General features: G+C 30.1%; 17 protein-coding genes and 1 riboswitch. Of the genes, 6 read left to right on the top strand and 11 right to left on the bottom strand.

Annotated features, from left to right (window positions below; all coding sequences use genetic code 11):
* Positions 1–37 precede the first annotated feature (37 nt).
* A riboswitch (M-box (ykoK) riboswitch) is annotated at positions 38–202 on the bottom strand.
* A gap of 255 nt (positions 203–457) precedes the next feature.
* Both BEE63_RS20665 and BEE63_RS20660 read left to right on the top strand, forming a co-directional pair.
* Positions 458–1,480 carry an amidase domain-containing protein gene (locus BEE63_RS20665; protein WP_066023392.1) on the top strand — a complete coding sequence of 341 codons (1,023 nt, stop codon included), beginning with the start codon at positions 458–460 and terminating at the stop codon, positions 1,478–1,480.
* Positions 1,481–1,564: 84 nt separating this feature from the next.
* Positions 1,565–2,047 carry a hypothetical protein gene (locus BEE63_RS20660; protein WP_139111580.1) on the top strand — a complete coding sequence of 161 codons (483 nt, stop codon included), beginning with the start codon at positions 1,565–1,567 and terminating at the stop codon, positions 2,045–2,047.
* 459 nt (positions 2,048–2,506) lie between these two features.
* Here the strand turns inward: BEE63_RS20660 and BEE63_RS20655 are convergent, their stop codons facing one another.
* The 6 genes from BEE63_RS20655 to BEE63_RS20635 form a co-directional block, all read right to left on the bottom strand.
* Positions 2,507–3,850, bottom strand: a complete 1,344-nt coding sequence (locus BEE63_RS20655) for a 6-phospho-beta-glucosidase (RefSeq protein ID WP_066023390.1) — start codon at positions 3,848–3,850, stop codon at positions 2,507–2,509.
* A gap of 522 nt (positions 3,851–4,372) precedes the next feature.
* Positions 4,373–5,194, bottom strand: coding sequence for a MurR/RpiR family transcriptional regulator (locus BEE63_RS20650; RefSeq protein WP_066023389.1), 822 nt, complete (start codon positions 5,192–5,194; stop codon positions 4,373–4,375).
* Between the two features lie 96 nt (positions 5,195–5,290).
* Positions 5,291–5,785: a hypothetical protein gene (locus BEE63_RS20645; RefSeq protein ID WP_066023388.1), complete on the bottom strand. Its 495-nt coding sequence runs from the start codon at positions 5,783–5,785 to the stop codon at positions 5,291–5,293.
* A gap of 63 nt (positions 5,786–5,848) precedes the next feature.
* Complete coding sequence (locus BEE63_RS20640) at positions 5,849–6,238, bottom strand: CARDB domain-containing protein (protein WP_066023387.1); 390 nt, start codon at positions 6,236–6,238, stop codon at positions 5,849–5,851.
* A gap of 122 nt (positions 6,239–6,360) precedes the next feature.
* Positions 6,361–6,534, bottom strand: a complete 174-nt coding sequence (locus tag BEE63_RS21895) for a hypothetical protein (RefSeq protein ID WP_175400901.1) — start codon at positions 6,532–6,534, stop codon at positions 6,361–6,363.
* A 7-nt stretch (positions 6,535–6,541) separates the two neighbouring features.
* On the bottom strand, positions 6,542–7,369 hold the full coding sequence (locus tag BEE63_RS20635; RefSeq protein ID WP_066023386.1) for a pentapeptide repeat-containing protein: 828 nt from the start codon (positions 7,367–7,369) through the stop codon (positions 6,542–6,544).
* Positions 7,370–7,635: 266 nt separating this feature from the next.
* On the opposite strand from BEE63_RS20635, the gene BEE63_RS20630 reads away from it, so the two are divergent.
* Both BEE63_RS20630 and BEE63_RS22370 read left to right on the top strand, forming a co-directional pair.
* Positions 7,636–8,577 (top strand): fused DSP-PTPase phosphatase/NAD kinase-like protein, encoded by a 942-nt coding sequence (locus tag BEE63_RS20630; RefSeq protein WP_242874995.1) that lies wholly within the window; start codon positions 7,636–7,638, stop codon positions 8,575–8,577.
* Between the two features lie 321 nt (positions 8,578–8,898).
* Complete coding sequence (locus tag BEE63_RS22370) at positions 8,899–9,030, top strand: hypothetical protein (RefSeq protein WP_278286389.1); 132 nt, start codon at positions 8,899–8,901, stop codon at positions 9,028–9,030.
* A 159-nt stretch (positions 9,031–9,189) separates the two neighbouring features.
* On the opposite strand, the gene BEE63_RS20620 is transcribed toward BEE63_RS22370, so the two are convergent.
* On the bottom strand, positions 9,190–10,326 hold the full coding sequence (locus BEE63_RS20620) for a zinc dependent phospholipase C family protein (protein WP_242874993.1): 1,137 nt from the start codon (positions 10,324–10,326) through the stop codon (positions 9,190–9,192).
* A gap of 551 nt (positions 10,327–10,877) precedes the next feature.
* Here BEE63_RS20620 and BEE63_RS20615 point away from each other — a divergent pair.
* A complete protein-coding gene (locus BEE63_RS20615; protein ID WP_066023384.1) occupies positions 10,878–11,612 on the top strand; it encodes a TrbC/VirB2 family protein in 735 nt (244 codons plus the stop codon).
* Positions 11,613–11,810: 198 nt separating this feature from the next.
* On the opposite strand, the gene BEE63_RS20610 is transcribed toward BEE63_RS20615, so the two are convergent.
* Positions 11,811–12,308 (bottom strand): DUF1259 domain-containing protein, encoded by a 498-nt coding sequence (locus BEE63_RS20610; RefSeq protein ID WP_066023383.1) that lies wholly within the window; start codon positions 12,306–12,308, stop codon positions 11,811–11,813.
* Between the two features lie 158 nt (positions 12,309–12,466).
* On the opposite strand from BEE63_RS20610, the gene BEE63_RS20605 reads away from it, so the two are divergent.
* Positions 12,467–13,144: a manganese catalase family protein gene (locus BEE63_RS20605; RefSeq protein WP_066023382.1), complete on the top strand. Its 678-nt coding sequence runs from the start codon at positions 12,467–12,469 to the stop codon at positions 13,142–13,144.
* A gap of 280 nt (positions 13,145–13,424) precedes the next feature.
* Here BEE63_RS20605 and BEE63_RS20600 read toward each other — a convergent pair whose 3' ends face one another.
* From BEE63_RS20600 to BEE63_RS20590, 3 genes are all read right to left on the bottom strand, one after another.
* Positions 13,425–14,462: an alpha/beta hydrolase gene (locus BEE63_RS20600; protein ID WP_066023381.1), complete on the bottom strand. Its 1,038-nt coding sequence runs from the start codon at positions 14,460–14,462 to the stop codon at positions 13,425–13,427.
* A gap of 117 nt (positions 14,463–14,579) precedes the next feature.
* Complete coding sequence (locus BEE63_RS20595; protein WP_066023380.1) at positions 14,580–15,065, bottom strand: DUF2127 domain-containing protein; 486 nt, start codon at positions 15,063–15,065, stop codon at positions 14,580–14,582.
* Between the two features lie 46 nt (positions 15,066–15,111).
* Complete coding sequence (locus BEE63_RS20590) at positions 15,112–15,702, bottom strand: undecaprenyl-diphosphatase (protein ID WP_066023379.1); 591 nt, start codon at positions 15,700–15,702, stop codon at positions 15,112–15,114.
* Between the last annotated feature and the right edge of the window lie 99 nt (positions 15,703–15,801).

Genomic DNA, 15,801 nt, shown 5'->3' with positions numbered 1-15,801 from the left:
AAAAAGAGCCCCAAAAGGCTCTAAAACTTCAATTAAAAATCATATTTTTTATTGAGCTTTAGCACTATACAGCTTTGAGAATGTCTCAGCTTCGTTAGATAATACCTTATTCGATAATATCTGTTCACCCATTGGTATCTTTCGATATTTCTGGGCAGAAGCGTATATCTTGTATAGGAGCCTCGCTTAAATGAATATTTATTTACGTTACAAGTATAGTGTCTTTGAATAGGCTTGTCAATAGTAAATATAGTTTAATAAGTATGAAAAAGTTTAATATTAGTTTTAATTATATTTTAATAAATAAAAATAAAATGGGATTAAAATTAAAATATAATTAAAAAATATGTTAATATATACATAACTTAACATATTGCAAAACATAAGAATTAAATTGTTAAGCAGGTTTTAATAAAATCATAACTTAGAAAAACGTAGCTAAAGGAAGCAATAAGTAATGCCTGAAATAAAAATGGACACCGACAGCGTTGAAGCTTTTGTAACATTGGTTAAAGAAATGATTGCGGCGGAAAATGAGAGAACTCAAAATTTATTTAATTTAATTTTACATTTTGATGAAGTATCAACACAGATGTTCATTCTTAAAGATAAAATGAGCCAAGCAATAAAGGTTGGCAGAAATGAAATACATATGTTAAATAACATAGCTAATGAAGCGGAGAAGGAGAAACGAAGGTTCATAGCTGCCAATGAAAGTACATCAAGTGTAGTTAGTTATGCCAATAGTAATATCAAGAAAAGGACAAGCACCTATTCCAAATTATATAAAAATGGAAAGTATGATAGAAAGGCTATACTAAAATATGCTACAAACTCCAAGTATAACAATGGCAACGGTAAAAGTTCTGAAAGTCATTCAGCACCATACAATCACGATTACATAAGATTCGATAATGATGCATATATCGAGCAACTTCAAATTTTAGCTAGGTTACTATTTGATAAAATAAAGGGCAGTGGGGCAGGCAGCTCAGATTGTGCAAATTTTACGTCACAGGTACTATGTGCTGGAGGCGTAAAAATGACTAAGGACTGGTATTATAAGCATGATAAAAGCACAAAAGAAGGAAAAGAAATTTCAGGTGAATTTAATCTTGTAACTCCTTATAATGCTGAATACGAAAATGCCAATGATACTTTTTCAACATCATGGGTAAGACCTAAAGAGCAGCTTCAGTATTTACAGAAAAATGGGTATATCAATGGAGACTTAATAAAGCTAAATTCAGTATCAGATGTAAAAAAAGCAATTAAAAAATATAATATACAACCAGGGGATTTATTGTATGATGAAAATAAGAATGAGGGTATACATCATGCTATGGTAATCACTACGGTAGGTCATGGTGAAATAAAGTATTCATCTCATCCTGTTGATAGAAACGATTGGCCAATATCATCAGATTCTTTTAAAGGACAGCGTGGTAAAGAGACATTTATTATAGCAAGAATGAAATAAAACGGAGGATGAACGATGTCAAAAAAATCAAAAATATTAAGTCTGATAATGATAGTAATTTTATTATTGGGGGTCATTATATTTGTGCATAGGAAAGTAACACGTAAAAATTTATTATCATTTACTTTAAGTTCTATAGAGTTTGAAGATGAAGATGAAGATATAACTATAGATACTATGAGAAACTTTGGAATATCAAATTCAGTGCTTGAAGATGCTAAAAAGCATAAAGATAAATATGTAGTTATGTCATATTGTTTTAAGGTTCACAAGAAATTAAATAATGTAAATGCAGGTAGTTTACATCTGGAACCTAATTTTCCTAACGTAGGTGCAGATGCAACTGACAATATAGAGGATATGAATGATTTTGAGAATCCTGTTACCGATACAAATTATGATCACATTCAAATAGTTGTAATAAAAACCAATGGTTTGTCTAAAAAGGAACTTATAAAGCGTGCTAAAAAATATAACACATTTACGGCTACGTATAAAACATATGGCAGCAGTGGTTCAATATTAACATATTTTCCAGAATCACAGACTGTAAAGTGCAGCAAATAGGGAGAATGAGGCTGGCGCATTAAAAAAAATTAAGGATGATGGTGACTTTTTATCCATTTCGCTAAGAAAAGCTTATAAACTTAAATTTTAGATTTTTGGGAGCGTTAGCGTAAGAAAATATTCCTTAACCTTTACCAAATGTAACTTTCGCGCCTATTAACGAGCGGAGCAAAGTTAATACCCATACTTTGAATGTGTCGCCCCCATGTTCTTTTATAAAATGTAGATTTTCCAAAGCAGAGCGGCGGAAAATCCTCCTTGCATTACTCCCCCCAAGAGAAATAAGAATGATGTGGAACGATTTAAAAAAAGTCTAATAAATCTTGGCAAAGAAATCTTAAAAGACTTAGATATTTCAATTTGTCTGAGCATCTTTTCAGCGAGTTATTGAAATACCTTAGTCTCTTAAGATTTCTTTACCTTAGATTTATAGACTTTTTTTAACGTTCCACATCATTTTTATTTCTCTAGCTCTTTGATTTTTTCTGCAAATTGAGGAAGATATTTTTTATGTGCAAGCAGCATTTCATCTAAAAGATCCTTTGCAATGTGACCACTTGGTACTAAAGGATTGATTGTGAAAGCATGTAAAGCTTTATTGTAATCTCCTGTAACAGCAGCTTTAATTACTGTTTCCTCCATACCCTTCATGTGTTGCAAAAGAGCTCTTGGTGCGGAATCAAACTTACCCCAGTTAATAGGTACTGGTCCATTTGCAGTTATAACTGATGATACTTCAGAAATACAGTCATAAGGTAAATCTGAAATTGTTCCGTTATTCTGAGTGCTTACTACCATGGTTGTACCCTTATCGTTGTAAATGGAATTAATTATTTCACAGGCTGCATCTGAATAATAAGCTCCACCTCTTTTTGAAAGCTCTTCTGGCTTGTAATCCAAATTAGGATCTTTATATAATTCAAATAACTTCGCTTCTAGTCTTTTAACTACTTCAGCTCTTGTTTCACCCTTTTTAAATTCTTCTAATTCATTTTTAAGCATATCATCTGAAGCATAATAATAACGATGATAGAAACAAGGAAGTAAGCCCAAGTCCTTAAGCTGTTCATACTGCATTTTTATGTCCTGTATATTGGATACACCTTCAAATTTCTTAGTGCTCTTTGGATTATAAATTATATCAATAGCATCTGCTGTTCTTTCTTTTCCTGTTTTATCCCAGACCCTGTGCCAGTGGAAGTGATTAATGCCTGCAAACTTAAAGGTTAAGTCGTCAATTGGAATATCTAGAGCCTCACTTACCATCATCATGCATTTTATAGGGACATTGCAAAGTCCTACGGTTTTCCTCCATCCGCCGTATTTAATTGCAGCTTCTGTAATCATGCCTGATGGATTTGTAAAGTTAATAAGCCATGCATTAGGGCATAATTCTTTCATATCTTTAATAATATCAAGTATAACTGGTACGGTTCTAAATGCTTTAAACATTCCTCCTGCACCATTTGTTTCCTGACCTAATATGCCGTGGCTTAATGGGATTCTCTCATCCTTTATTCTAGCATCTAAAAGACCTACTCTGAATTGTGTTGTTACAAAGTCCGCATCTTTTAAAGCTTCTCTTCTATCTAACGTTAAATGTATTTCACATGGGTAGCCTGAAGCCTTCCACATTCTTTTTGCCATAGCTCCAACTATTTCAAGTTTCTCTTTTCCATCTTCAATATCTACCAGCCAAATTTCTGTAACTGGAAGTTCTTTATATCTTTTAATAAAACCCTCCATCAATTCTGGAGTGTAGCTGCTGCCTCCGCCAATAGTAACGATTTTTAATTTTTTCATGTACTATACCTCCTCTAAATGGATACGATATTTTTAATTGTAATCTTTTTATAGTGTCAGTGTAGCATAACATGAAAAGGTTTAACCCATCTAAATAAGCCGTTTTTTTCAGATTGTGAAAATAAGGGAAGTAACAGTATTTTGAAACATTAAATAAAATTAATAAATCTAAGAGTGATATTTTAAAAATTCTAAGAAATTTCAATAACTCACTAACGTTCAAACAGATTGAGATTTCTAAGCCTTTTTAAAATATCACTCTAAGATTTATACAATTTTATTTAAACAGTTTCCAAAATACTGTTACTTCGCTTAGAATAAGGGCAAGGAAGATTTTCTTCCGCTCTGCTACCGAAAATTCGAATTAAAAGCTTATATGGAGGTAAGCTTTTAATAATGAAAATACTAAGAAATTTTAATAACTCGCTGAAAAAAAGCTCAAACAGATTAAAATTACTAAGTCTTTTCATTATTTGGGGCAAAGTCTTGTTGAGTTTTATTTAAATAGTTTCCAAAATACTGTTACTTCGTGTCAATTAGGTCATCTTTATAGTAGGTTACATAATATCTATTAAGAAGCATCTCTATAAATATCATTAATTTATATCTGCCGCTTTTGGGAGAATCACAATTTCCCATATACAAAATTTCATCAAACATATTTGATAGTCTCATTCTTGGATTTTGAGTTATGAGTACAAGTTTTTCGTTATTTGCCTTTGCTTTTACTATAATATCCCTAGATGATTCTATAAAGTTTCCATCAACGGAAAAAAATAAAGAAAGCTTACTCTTTTCGGAAGTTACATTTGAAGTTGAATCTGACAAATCGTAATACTCACAGTACTTACCTAAAGAAAGCATAGATAATTGATAATACTTGGCTAGTGAACCTGGGAGCAAAAATGCATATATTGATATGTGCTCTGAGGAATAAATCATCTCATTTATTTTGTCTATTTTTTTAAAATCTACAGTTTCTTTTAAGCCCTGAAGGGAGCTGCAGATCATATCTATGTAATTATTAAAAATATCTTTATCATGAAGCTTATCAAAATTTAAATCTTCAAGGTTATCATTCATGCTCATAAAACGACAAAGTTTATTTGATTTAGAATATTCCTTTAATTCAATGAAGTTCTTGTATCCAAGAAACTTAACAAATCTAGATATAGTAGAGATCGAAGTAAAAGATAATTCTGCAAGTTTTTCAATAGTAATATGCTCAAAATTATCTATATTTTGAATTAAAGCTTTTGCAATAGCCTTGTATGGATCATTTATCTCCGACTGGTTGATTATTTTTTGAAGCTTTATATATAATTCGCTGCTATAATTTCTCATATGTACCTCCAATACTAAACTAATTATATTTTATCACATGAAGTATATTAGTATGAATAATTTAAGGTAAAAAAAATAGACTAATTAAGTCTATAATCACCTACACAAGATATCATCTGAACTGATAGTGCCACATGCTTTACATGGATTATTAATAATGACTCTATCTTTTCTATAGTTAGCTTGTATTGAATTTATTTTTTTACCGGAAGTTATTGGACGTACACTTAAAATAATTTTACTAAAGGAATGAGCTTTTATATGGTGAATATTATAGAAAACCTTATTTTTGCACATTTTATATTTTCCATTTATAACACAAGTGCCTGAGAGCTTTACTCCTTTTGGCAAAAAATCTTTTAAATATATATTATATATATTATGATTGAGATTATTTAAAATATAGATGTAATAAATCAATCTAGTTCCGGAACTTAAAGTTTTTTTAACAACATATTGATTAAGAACTAACCAAACAGGTTCAACTAAAATAACTGAGCAGGATAGATTACACGAATAAGTATTGCTTGAGTTAACAGTTAAAGAATTTTTCATTAAAGCTACGGGAAAATAACAATTTGAATCTAGCATAAAAAATACCTACCTTATTAATGATAACTGAACCTAAATTAATAGGCTCAGTTTTAATCAAATTTATGATGTTGGAGTTGCTGCTTTACCTGTTAAAGTAACTGTAACTACAACTGACGTAGTAGCTGTAATGTCTCCAAGAGAACCAATAACTGAGTGTGAAGTAGCATCATAACTAAGCTCGTTATTTGGTGAAGTTACTGTTCCAAAGGTAAAGTAGGTAGTGTCAATAACATCGGAAAATTGTACAGCTTGAGCTGTAGCTGTGCCAGTATTTTTAACTGTTATAGTGTAGGTTACTGGATTATTTACCAATACTCTAGTAGCAGTTGTTTCTAAAGTAACGGTCAAAGTGGTATCCGCAGTAGTGATAACTTCAACTGCTTGTGCGCTGCCAGTAGCCTCAGCTATATTAGCACCTGTAGCATTTACAGTATTAATTGAACCAGCCATTCATATCTCTCCTAATTTATACAAATATTGGGCGACATAAATGTCATACCCTAATGTTAATATATGTATATGAGCATTAAGGGTTACATTTAATATTAATAAATTAATTATTGCTAGTACTTTTATACATCACATTTATAATAAATAATGTTAGCAGTAAATATTATAAGCAAAACTCCTATATAAAAGGATGTAAGTGGATCTCTTGTTACTATAAATCTTCTAATGCATATGCTGAGTACAAATATTGTGCATGTGCAAGTTATAAGTGTTCCTATGAGTCTATTGTCTTTCAAGTGAAAATCACCTCGTTTTTTCCCAGTGTTCTGGATAAGATAACTTTTCTGGCAGCTTTGTCTTTGAATTGCCTTTTGCTGCATTAATTTGCCCTTGAGTTAAAAAAATACTGTTTTCTAGAGTAGCTCCACTAAAATCTGCATCCCTAAGGTCTGCACCTATGAAATCAGCACCGTTTAAATCTGCTCCTTTAAGATTTGCGGCGATAAGACATGCTCCTCTTAAGTCTGCCCCCCTGAGATTTAACTTTCTGAGATCTGCACCAAAGTAATCGAATCTTTTAGATTTTTTTCCATTAATTTTAGAACGTATCATTTCGCTGGTATCTCTAAGAAAACCATTGACTTTATCTCTATGTGAGTCCACATCAAGGTTTATCAAATCTTGAGCAGAAAGATATGTAAGCTTTTGCGTATCATTTATAAGTAAATCTATTTTTCTTTTAATATCCATATTTGTTTGCAGCGAGAATGCCTCAGTTAAATACCACAGCATTTCATGAAGTTGTCTCATAATAAGAAAAGCTTCAAACATTTCTTCTTTTATTTCAGGATGCTTCTGCCAATCATGTTCCTTAAAAGTAATTTGAGCTATTTTCTGACCGGCACCAAAACAGTCATAGGATATGCAGCCTTTAAGTCCATTTTCTCTAAGATTTTTGTGAACAGAACATGCAAAGCTAGATTGCAAGTTTATACACGGTTTACCAGCAGCCTTATCTTCAGGAAAGCCATCGCATACTGAAAAGTAAAGTGCTGTGCAGCACAGGCCAAAACATTTTTTACAATCTATTTTCAATTCTTTATTAATCATATCTTCATATGTATCTATCATATATTACCTCGCACTAGATTTATATTTTTTATTATATCATATGAAAATACTTTAAACACTCGTTATATGAACAAGGGAGTAACTGCATAAAGTTTAATAAGAAAAGTATATTAGTAGATATTATAATTTTAGACATATCTGTAATTATAATATTTTATTAAATTACTATTAAAATATTTTTAATTTGTTTATGGTAGTATAATGGCAAGTAAATTATTTACATGTTTGTTTTAATATACATTAGTGCTAAAAAAGGAGATGTACAAGTGAAAAGTAAAAATTTAACTTTAGTTTTAGTCTTATCAATAGTAGTACTCTTAATTAGTGGTTGTAATTCAAATGTAGCAAAAAAACAAAAAATTAAATCTTCAATGTATTCGAAAGGTGTAAAGTTAGTAGTTGATAATGATAATAAAATTGCATTGCCCAAGAATTATAGAAGTACAAGTACAAAAATAAATAAACAAACTTCCATAAATTTAAATGGACTTTCAACAATGAATATGTCTGGAAGTGGCGCAGTTTCTCAAAACAGTCTTAAGTTAATAAAAGAAAATATTGGAAAATATCCTACTATAGATGTGGATTTAAGGGAAGAATCACATTTATTTGTAAATGGAATTGGTGTCAGTTGGTATGGCAAAAAGGACGATGAAAATATAAATCTTACACAAGATCAAGTTGTAAACGATGAAAAAAATAAATTGAATACAATAAAAGCATCTAAAGAATTAAAGATTAATAGTAAAAGCAAAAAGTCTGTTGGAAATATCTCTAAAATTAATGATATTAAAAATGTTCAAACTGAAGAACAATTAGCAAAATCTCTAGGTATTGGATATGTAAGATTTGCAGTTCCGGATCATAAAAGGCCTCAAGATGTTGAGGTTGATTCATTTATATCATTTATAAAAAAACTTCCTAGTGGTACGTGGCTAAATTTTCATTGCAGGGGTGGGGTAGGAAGAACTACTACATTTATGGCAATGTATGATATGATGAAAAATGCAAAAAACGTAAGCTTTAATGATATTATGAAAAGGCAGCAATTAATTGGTGGTGCAAATTTATTATCTGGACAAGATGCATCCAGTGCATCTGATGCAAAAACGCGTTCTAAATTTTTAAAGGACTTTTATAATTATTGCTATGAAAATAATGATAATTTTAATACAACATGGAGTCAATGGATAAAAACTCATAAATAAAATATGTAAGGGATTATAAATATATGTGTAGAGTGAAAAGCAAATACTGATAGTGGCCTTTTAGATCATTGTCAGCATTTGCTTTTTTATATTATCTATAAAATTTATTATACTTTATTTTAGTATATTGCTTACTATTGAAAATTTCTAGTTCTCTTAATAGTGGTACCTTAATGTAATAATACACTTGGCGCTATAATAATAAAAAATATTTCTAATAGTATAAGTACTAAATTTATTGTTAAGCCACATAGAGCTATTAGATTCTTATTTTTTATTAAAGATAATATAGCAATTATAACCCCTAAAGGTGATACATATATGGGAATTAACAGTGGAAATTCTCCCTGCTTAATAAATGGAATAAATCTAAGAAATATATTTAAAATTAGAAGAACACTAGAAACACCTATGATAAAGGATAAAATTTCTAAGGACTTCTTTAATGTATAAACTTTATTACTAATCATAATAAAACTTCCTTTTAATTAAATACTGGATCTGATGTATTTGTTACACTTGACCAATCTGTATTGAAAATTACTTGGGTATTTCCATCAAGCCATTTATTTGGTGAAGTATCTAAAACATCATTACCATTAGCATCAACCTTTATAGATTTAAAGAACCAATTTGAACCAAAGGAACCTGTGGATTTTTTCTAATCCATACATTATCAACCATTTTAGGCATGAAGTCTACATTGTTTATATATAGATAGTATTCGTCACAGGCTCCATTTTCAAAATCATTGTAGGTTTGTTTATCTAGTAACCATTCTTTTTTTTCACCGCTTTTAAGATGAATACCAAAGTAAATATCATCATCAGTTCCAGCTCCTAATTTTGTTCCCGTAGTAATTATTGCAGTAAGTGAACTTATAGGCGAATTACTTCGTCCAACATCTAAATTCCATCTGTCGGTAAACTTGCTATAATCACCAGCTTCAGAATAAGATAATAATTTATAGCATTGGTCTTCACCTTCATTAAATGCATTTTTGAGTCGTTCTTCTCTAGTACCATTTGATAAAAACTGTTTTGATTCATTATAATTAACGTAATTATAGCCTATGCCTGTTTTAAATCCAGTAAATAAAGTTTTAGCCCACAATTTTTCTTCAGCAACCGAAGGGCTAGTCCCGTAAATTTGTTGTGATGTTGCATTCATTAAATCAAAGGGTATACTGTCCACATTTTTAAAAATATTATTTGGTATGTTAGTAGAATTATAATCATTTATAGAATGTCCACCTATGTTTACCCAAGCATAAGGCTCTGCTTCTTTTTCCATTTGAGCATGCATCTTTCTTCCATTAATATTATCAAGATATACTCCACACTCTGGGTTTACATAAATTCCGTGACATGCTAAATCACCACTGATATGCGATACCCATCCTGCAGCAAAAGCTATTTTTTTCATATCTCCTGACTGAAGTGCATTTTTAAGCTGTGTAGAAGCATAACTACCAACTTTATAATAGTGATATCTATCTGCCCAAGGAGAATAATTTCCAAGTTGCCCTACTTGCATATAACCTAAATCGGGACCAACACTTCCCCAAGCTGCAATGTTAGGATAGTTTTCTATAGATTTACGTATTATAGAATTATCTGATAAGTTTTTTGACGCTTTTTCAATAATAACATAGTGTGAAACTGGTTGAAATGCTTTTACATTATTGCCGCAAATCAATATAATGCTCAATGATAGCAAAAACGTTATAAATTTATTTATACTTTTCATTATAAAGTCCCCCAATATTTTTATATATACCATTCCTTAATAAAAGTGGTATATATATCATTCTATATATTGTAATATTATCCTTTCTTACATAATTTTGAATGAACTTTTTAATAAAAGTATCAATTTGAAAATGTAATTATGTTATATAACTAAAAATCTCATGGTTTTTAGTATCAGTATTCATATGAGTATATGTGGCTCTTGTAACGATTTTATGCCATCTATAATATTAAGAGTTAAATGGCAAATTTACTTTTACATATTGCGCATATACAAATCTAGTGGTACAATTTAACTTGCTTGCAATATAATATATAATTATAAGTATTTAGGATTAGCAGCCATGATAAAGATAAAATTTAATGACCTGGTTTTTGTATTAATGGTAAGAAGTTTAACTATACAAGCTAAGTTATTAGAATTTAATAATATATCAATAGCTCAATCCTATAATATAATGCTGTAAAAAATTATTATATAGGACAAGCATAAGGCATAAAAGGGAATATATTTAATGCATTAAAAAAATTGCTAAGGGAGATTTAAAAATGAGAAAAATCAAAACAAAAATTATTACTTCGTTTCTATCGTTACTTATTGTTGCTGCTACTTTATTTACACCATTTTCTGCATTTGCAAGAACAACTGGTGATCCAACAAACCAACTTGATGGTAAATTAAGTACAATCTATCAAGGAGATGTTGGTGATTGTGGTGCTATTTCTGCAATACAGGCACTAGATAACAGTAGATTTGGTAGAAGTCTTTTTAGGAGAATGATTTCAGTTAATAATGATTATAGTTATACACTTAACTTTGGAGCAGGAAGGCAAACAGTATCAGAGGAAGATGTAGACGATGCATATGTAACTGGAGACCTTGATGCTAGAGTTGTAGAAGCTGGATTGCAAAAAGCTATGAATATTTATAATGGTTGTTTTGCTTGTGATGTATTTGTACAGTTCACAGGATTTAGGAAAAATACTGTTTATGGAGCTACTAACAAAACTAACATAATGAATACTATGGCTTCAAGATGTGCATCTGGAAATGGTATTACAGCTGCTTGTGATTTTACTAAAGCAGATGAAAGCAAAGGTATTATAGGAAATGGAGAACATTCCTATTCAATAAAGAGTGTAACTCCAAGTACTGTAGTAGTAATAAATCCATGGGATACTTCTAAATATATAAGTATGTCTAGAAGCCAGTTTGAAGATTCTATAAGATATATGACATATGTAGATGAAACAACAAAACAAGTTGTAGTTTTCTGGAATTAAGTCATGTTGATGCTATGCTAAAAAATTGATAGTTTTTAGTGTATAAATATTTTAAAGCAAAGATATTAAAAAAGAAGAATTAAGAATGAGGAAAGATTTTCCGTCATTCTTAATTCTTCTTTTATTCTTAATTTTTAATGTATTGTCCTTTTGCTTTGTGTAAAATTTTTCTATATAAAAGCATAGGAATAGATAATTTCACCTAAGAACTTTGAGTGCTTCAGACACTTTTCTTGCAAAATTTAAAGGATTGTCTATTGATTGAAAATGAACATATAATATTCTAGGGTTGTCGTATATCCAGTGATTGTGAACTGCTGAAATATCAATTCCGTTCCTTTTGAGAACAGTTAGAAAGTTATTAAGTTCATCTTGGAGTACAACTATTTCGCCTAGATTCAAAGCCCTTCCTGATGGGTTCATACCTTGATAAGAAAATTCACCTTTAAGAACTGATTTTGCAGGAATTCCCCAAATTGTTACGTTTAAATTATCCCTGTCTTTTTCTACGGAACATGAACCGGGCTTAGATTCTGTTACCTTGCCTCCAAGAATGTTTGCAAACTGCTGGCATACATTGTTTCCGGAGTTTGGCATCATTTTAGTTTCAGAGTCATCATCATCATGTCTAGCACTATTTTGCCATAAAAAATTCCTCATATAGGGGCAGTAGCCATAATTATTACGTATATACATTATTGACCTCCTAAAAGTACAACCATTTGTATTTTATGAAACATGATGAAATATTGTCACTATTTTATGCTAATTTATTTTTTAAAATTAGTGATTTAAGTATAACTATATAGTTAATGCAAATATTAATTTATATAACATTTTGGAGGTGTTTTAATTTGTTTAAACATGAAAAACAATTTTTGAATAATTTGCAAGTAAAAGTTGAAAGGCCGAATCCACAATATGCAGTTCTAATGCAGGAACAATTAGGTGGAGGAAATGGAGAATTAAAAGCTGCACTTCAATATTTATCACAGAGTTTTAGAGTTAAAGATCAGACAATAAAAGACTTGTTTCTCGACATAGGAACTGAAGAACTTAGCCATATGGAAATAGTTGCTGAAACTATTAATTTATTAAATGGTCATACTGTAAACCATGAAAGTGTTGGATCAGGGGAAATTGAAACTCATGTACTTTCTGGATTAGCTCCAGTTTTAGTAAATTCATCCGGAGCTCCATGGAGTGGAAATTATGTTACTGTTACAGGTGATCTTGTAGCAGATATACTTTCCAATATAGCATCAGAGCAGAGAGCTAAAGTTGTATATGAGTATTTGTACCGTCAGATAAATGATAAGGAAGTAAGGAACACTATAGATTTCCTATTAAACCGTGAGGAAGCTCACAATGCTTTATTTAGAGAAGCATTAAATAAAGTCAAAGATACAGGTTCAAATAAAGATTTTGGTGTAACAGAAGATTCTAAATTATATTTTGATTTATCAACACCAGGTAAATATTTTGATAAGCCTAATCCAACTGAACCAAGTTTTGCTAACCCAAGAAAATAAACATTGGGAAGTAACAGTATTTTAAAACATTAAATAAAACTCATAAGACTAAGCTTCAAATAATGAAAAGACTAAGAAATTTTAATAACTCGCTGAAAAAAAGCTCAAACAAATTAAAATTTCTAAGTCTTTTCATTATTTGGAGCAAGTCTTATTGAGCTTTATTTAAACAGTTTGCAAAATACTGTTATTTCGCATAGAGGTAAAAACAAGGAAGATTTTCTTCCGCCACGCTGCGGAAAATCATCATTCATTCTTAATTATTAATGCCAGAGCCTCTTTATTTATATTCATGAAATTCTTTCTTTAGGTATAAAGTAATCTCATTTAATGCTTTGTCAGCTTTTGGTGTGATTTTATCCATTTGAATAAATCCATGACAAACACCATTATATTGTTTGAAATCTACTTTGACTCCTGCAGCTTTTAATTTTTCACCATAAGCTTTTCCTTCATCACTAAGGGGATCTATTTCAGCAGTTATTATAAATGCATCTGGTAATTGCTCGAAGTTTTTAGCTAAAAGTGGTGATGCATAAGGATTTTTTCTATCTTCCTTTTTAGGGATATATAAGGATATATATTTTTGCATATCCTTTGAATTAATATTAACACCTTTAGCGAAGAGAGACCATGACTTACTGTTTAGTTTAAATATGTTTGTAGAAGGATATATTAATACCTGACAAGTTATTGGCGGGCCATTTTTATTTCTTGCCATTAACGAAACTGCAGCGGACAGATTTCCACCTGCACTATCTCCAACGAGGGCTATGCGCTTTCCGTCACCATTTATAGTGCTTGCATTTTTGTAAGTCCACTGAAGTACATTATATACATCATTAACTGCACTGGGGAATGGATTTTCTGGAGCAAGACGATAATCTACAGACACCAGGACTGCATTTGTACCTAGAGAAAGTTTTCTACAGATATTATCTTCAGTATCAAGATTTCCTGCTGCCCAAAATCCAGCATGGGAGTAAATAATTATCGGCATATTACTGCCGCTTTTGGGTGTATATATACGTACTGGTATTTCTTCTAAGTTTTCTCTTATAGTAAAATTTTTAATATCCGAAAAGGGAATAGCTTTTTTAGACCATTTTGTAGACTGGGTGTTTAAGTTCCCTCTGATTTTTTTAATTGATTTGTTAGTAATTGAAGTAGGATTAATTATATTGTTTAAATGTAAGCACAATGAAATATATGTATCAAGCTTGGTGGTGTTCCGTTTATATAAGCTTATAATAAAAGCTGACAATACAATTACCAATAAAACTAAGGGGATTAAAACTTTTTTTGTTATTTTTTTCACTGCAGCCGCCTCCTAGGTGACAAGTTTTAGTACAGGCTATTTTTTAAGTGAACTTTAATAAAAAACTAATCTTATATAGAGTATTCTTTACATATTTTGCTTTAGTATACCGAATGCTTAATTTTTAACTCTTCTATACTCTATAAAAGTTAATATTATCATTATAAAATCAAAAATAGTCAGTAGTACTAGCCCCATTGAAGGATTAAGCATATATCTATAAATTTGATACATTATAAAAACAATTAATGATACTATTGTAACTGGATAAGCCCAGGTCTTTCCCTTCCATAAAAAAATTATAAGAATTAATTTAACTATTCCATGAGAAACCAAATAAAAAACTCCAAAATATTGTGTATTTATAGTGAATTTTGAACTTAGCTTTATCATAAAATTTGCAATAACATCCCTTGGATCTTCTGATAGCTCATGCTGTGTTAACCAAATAACTAAATTATTCAATCTACTTGGATTTAAAAAGACTAATAAAACTCCACCTATAATTTCTAAAATACTATCAATAGCCTTTATTAATATTCCAAGTTCAAAACCCTTGTGAAATATACTGCTATTTGCATTGATTTTTTTCGAACCTGACATAATAATAAACACCTACTCTCACTTAAGGTTAAAATAATACTGCCAATTAATATATCTCACCTGAGTTTTTATGAAATCCTGTTTTATTTAGTAATAACTTTTCAACCTTCATATAAATTTCTTCAATTCTATTTTTTAATAGTAAATTATATAAGTAGTTTGTAACGAACACCATAATATATGCACCAATAACATCTAAAGGATAATGATTTCCAACATATACTCTTGAAAAACCTACGATTAATGATAACAGTGTCAGTATAATTCTAATTAGTCTATTATACCTTCCGAGGCCTAAGGCTATGCTCATTGTTCCCGTAGCATGGTCACTTGGGAAAGATGCATCTTTAACATGGGGAACTAATAAGTTAACTTTATTATGGACAAAGGGTCTATCTACATAATATATACTTCCAAGTATAAAGCTTAATATTAAGTTAATTACTGTAATAATAACTGTGCTTACAGATGCTTTTCTATAGTTATCATTTCCCTTAATAATGCCTAAAATAAATACTAATGCAACAATGCCCATAAATATATAAGTCACATCCTTTGAAAAGAAAATCATTATCTTATCCAAAACTATATTTTTATTTGCTAAGTTGTTTATTAATCTAAAAAGCTCCATATTCATATTTAAATATCCTCTCTATTTTATGTTTTTGTATGTGTTATAAAAATTTATTATTATATTAACTTTAGAATATTAAAATTGCATTAAAATTTTTTTTAG

The sequence above is a fragment of the Clostridium pasteurianum genome, from assembly GCF_001705235.1.
Lineage (GTDB): Bacteria > Bacillota > Clostridia > Clostridiales > Clostridiaceae > Clostridium_S > Clostridium_S pasteurianum_A.
Note: the sequence above shows the minus strand (reverse complement) of the source record. Positions and strands in the feature narration are given on the sequence as shown.

Bases quoted from the DNA above. Each gene is read 5' to 3' on its own strand.
- BEE63_RS20595 (WP_066023380.1), bottom strand. From the start codon at position 15,065: ATGTCAGGTTCGAAAAAAATCAATGCAAATAGCAGTATATTTCACAAG.
- BEE63_RS20610 (WP_066023383.1), bottom strand. From the start codon at position 12,308: ATGTATATACGTAATAATTATGGCTACTGCCCCTATATGAGGAATTTT.
- BEE63_RS20650 (WP_066023389.1), bottom strand. From the start codon at position 5,194: ATGAGAAATTATAGCAGCGAATTATATATAAAGCTTCAAAAAATAATC.
- BEE63_RS20645 (WP_066023388.1), bottom strand. From the start codon at position 5,785: ATGCTAGATTCAAATTGTTATTTTCCCGTAGCTTTAATGAAAAATTCT.
- BEE63_RS22370 (WP_278286389.1), top strand. From the start codon at position 8,899: ATGGGAATTAACAGTGGAAATTCTCCCTGCTTAATAAATGGAATAAAT.
- BEE63_RS20590 (WP_066023379.1), bottom strand. From the start codon at position 15,702: ATGAATATGGAGCTTTTTAGATTAATAAACAACTTAGCAAATAAAAAT.
- BEE63_RS20620 (WP_242874993.1), bottom strand. From the start codon at position 10,326: ATGAAAAGTATAAATAAATTTATAACGTTTTTGCTATCATTGAGCATT.
- BEE63_RS20665 (WP_066023392.1), top strand. From the start codon at position 458: ATGCCTGAAATAAAAATGGACACCGACAGCGTTGAAGCTTTTGTAACA.
- BEE63_RS20640 (WP_066023387.1), bottom strand. From the start codon at position 6,238: ATGGCTGGTTCAATTAATACTGTAAATGCTACAGGTGCTAATATAGCT.
- BEE63_RS20635 (WP_066023386.1), bottom strand. From the start codon at position 7,369: ATGATAGATACATATGAAGATATGATTAATAAAGAATTGAAAATAGAT.
- BEE63_RS20615 (WP_066023384.1), top strand. From the start codon at position 10,878: ATGAGAAAAATCAAAACAAAAATTATTACTTCGTTTCTATCGTTACTT.
- BEE63_RS20655 (WP_066023390.1), bottom strand. From the start codon at position 3,850: ATGAAAAAATTAAAAATCGTTACTATTGGCGGAGGCAGCAGCTACACT.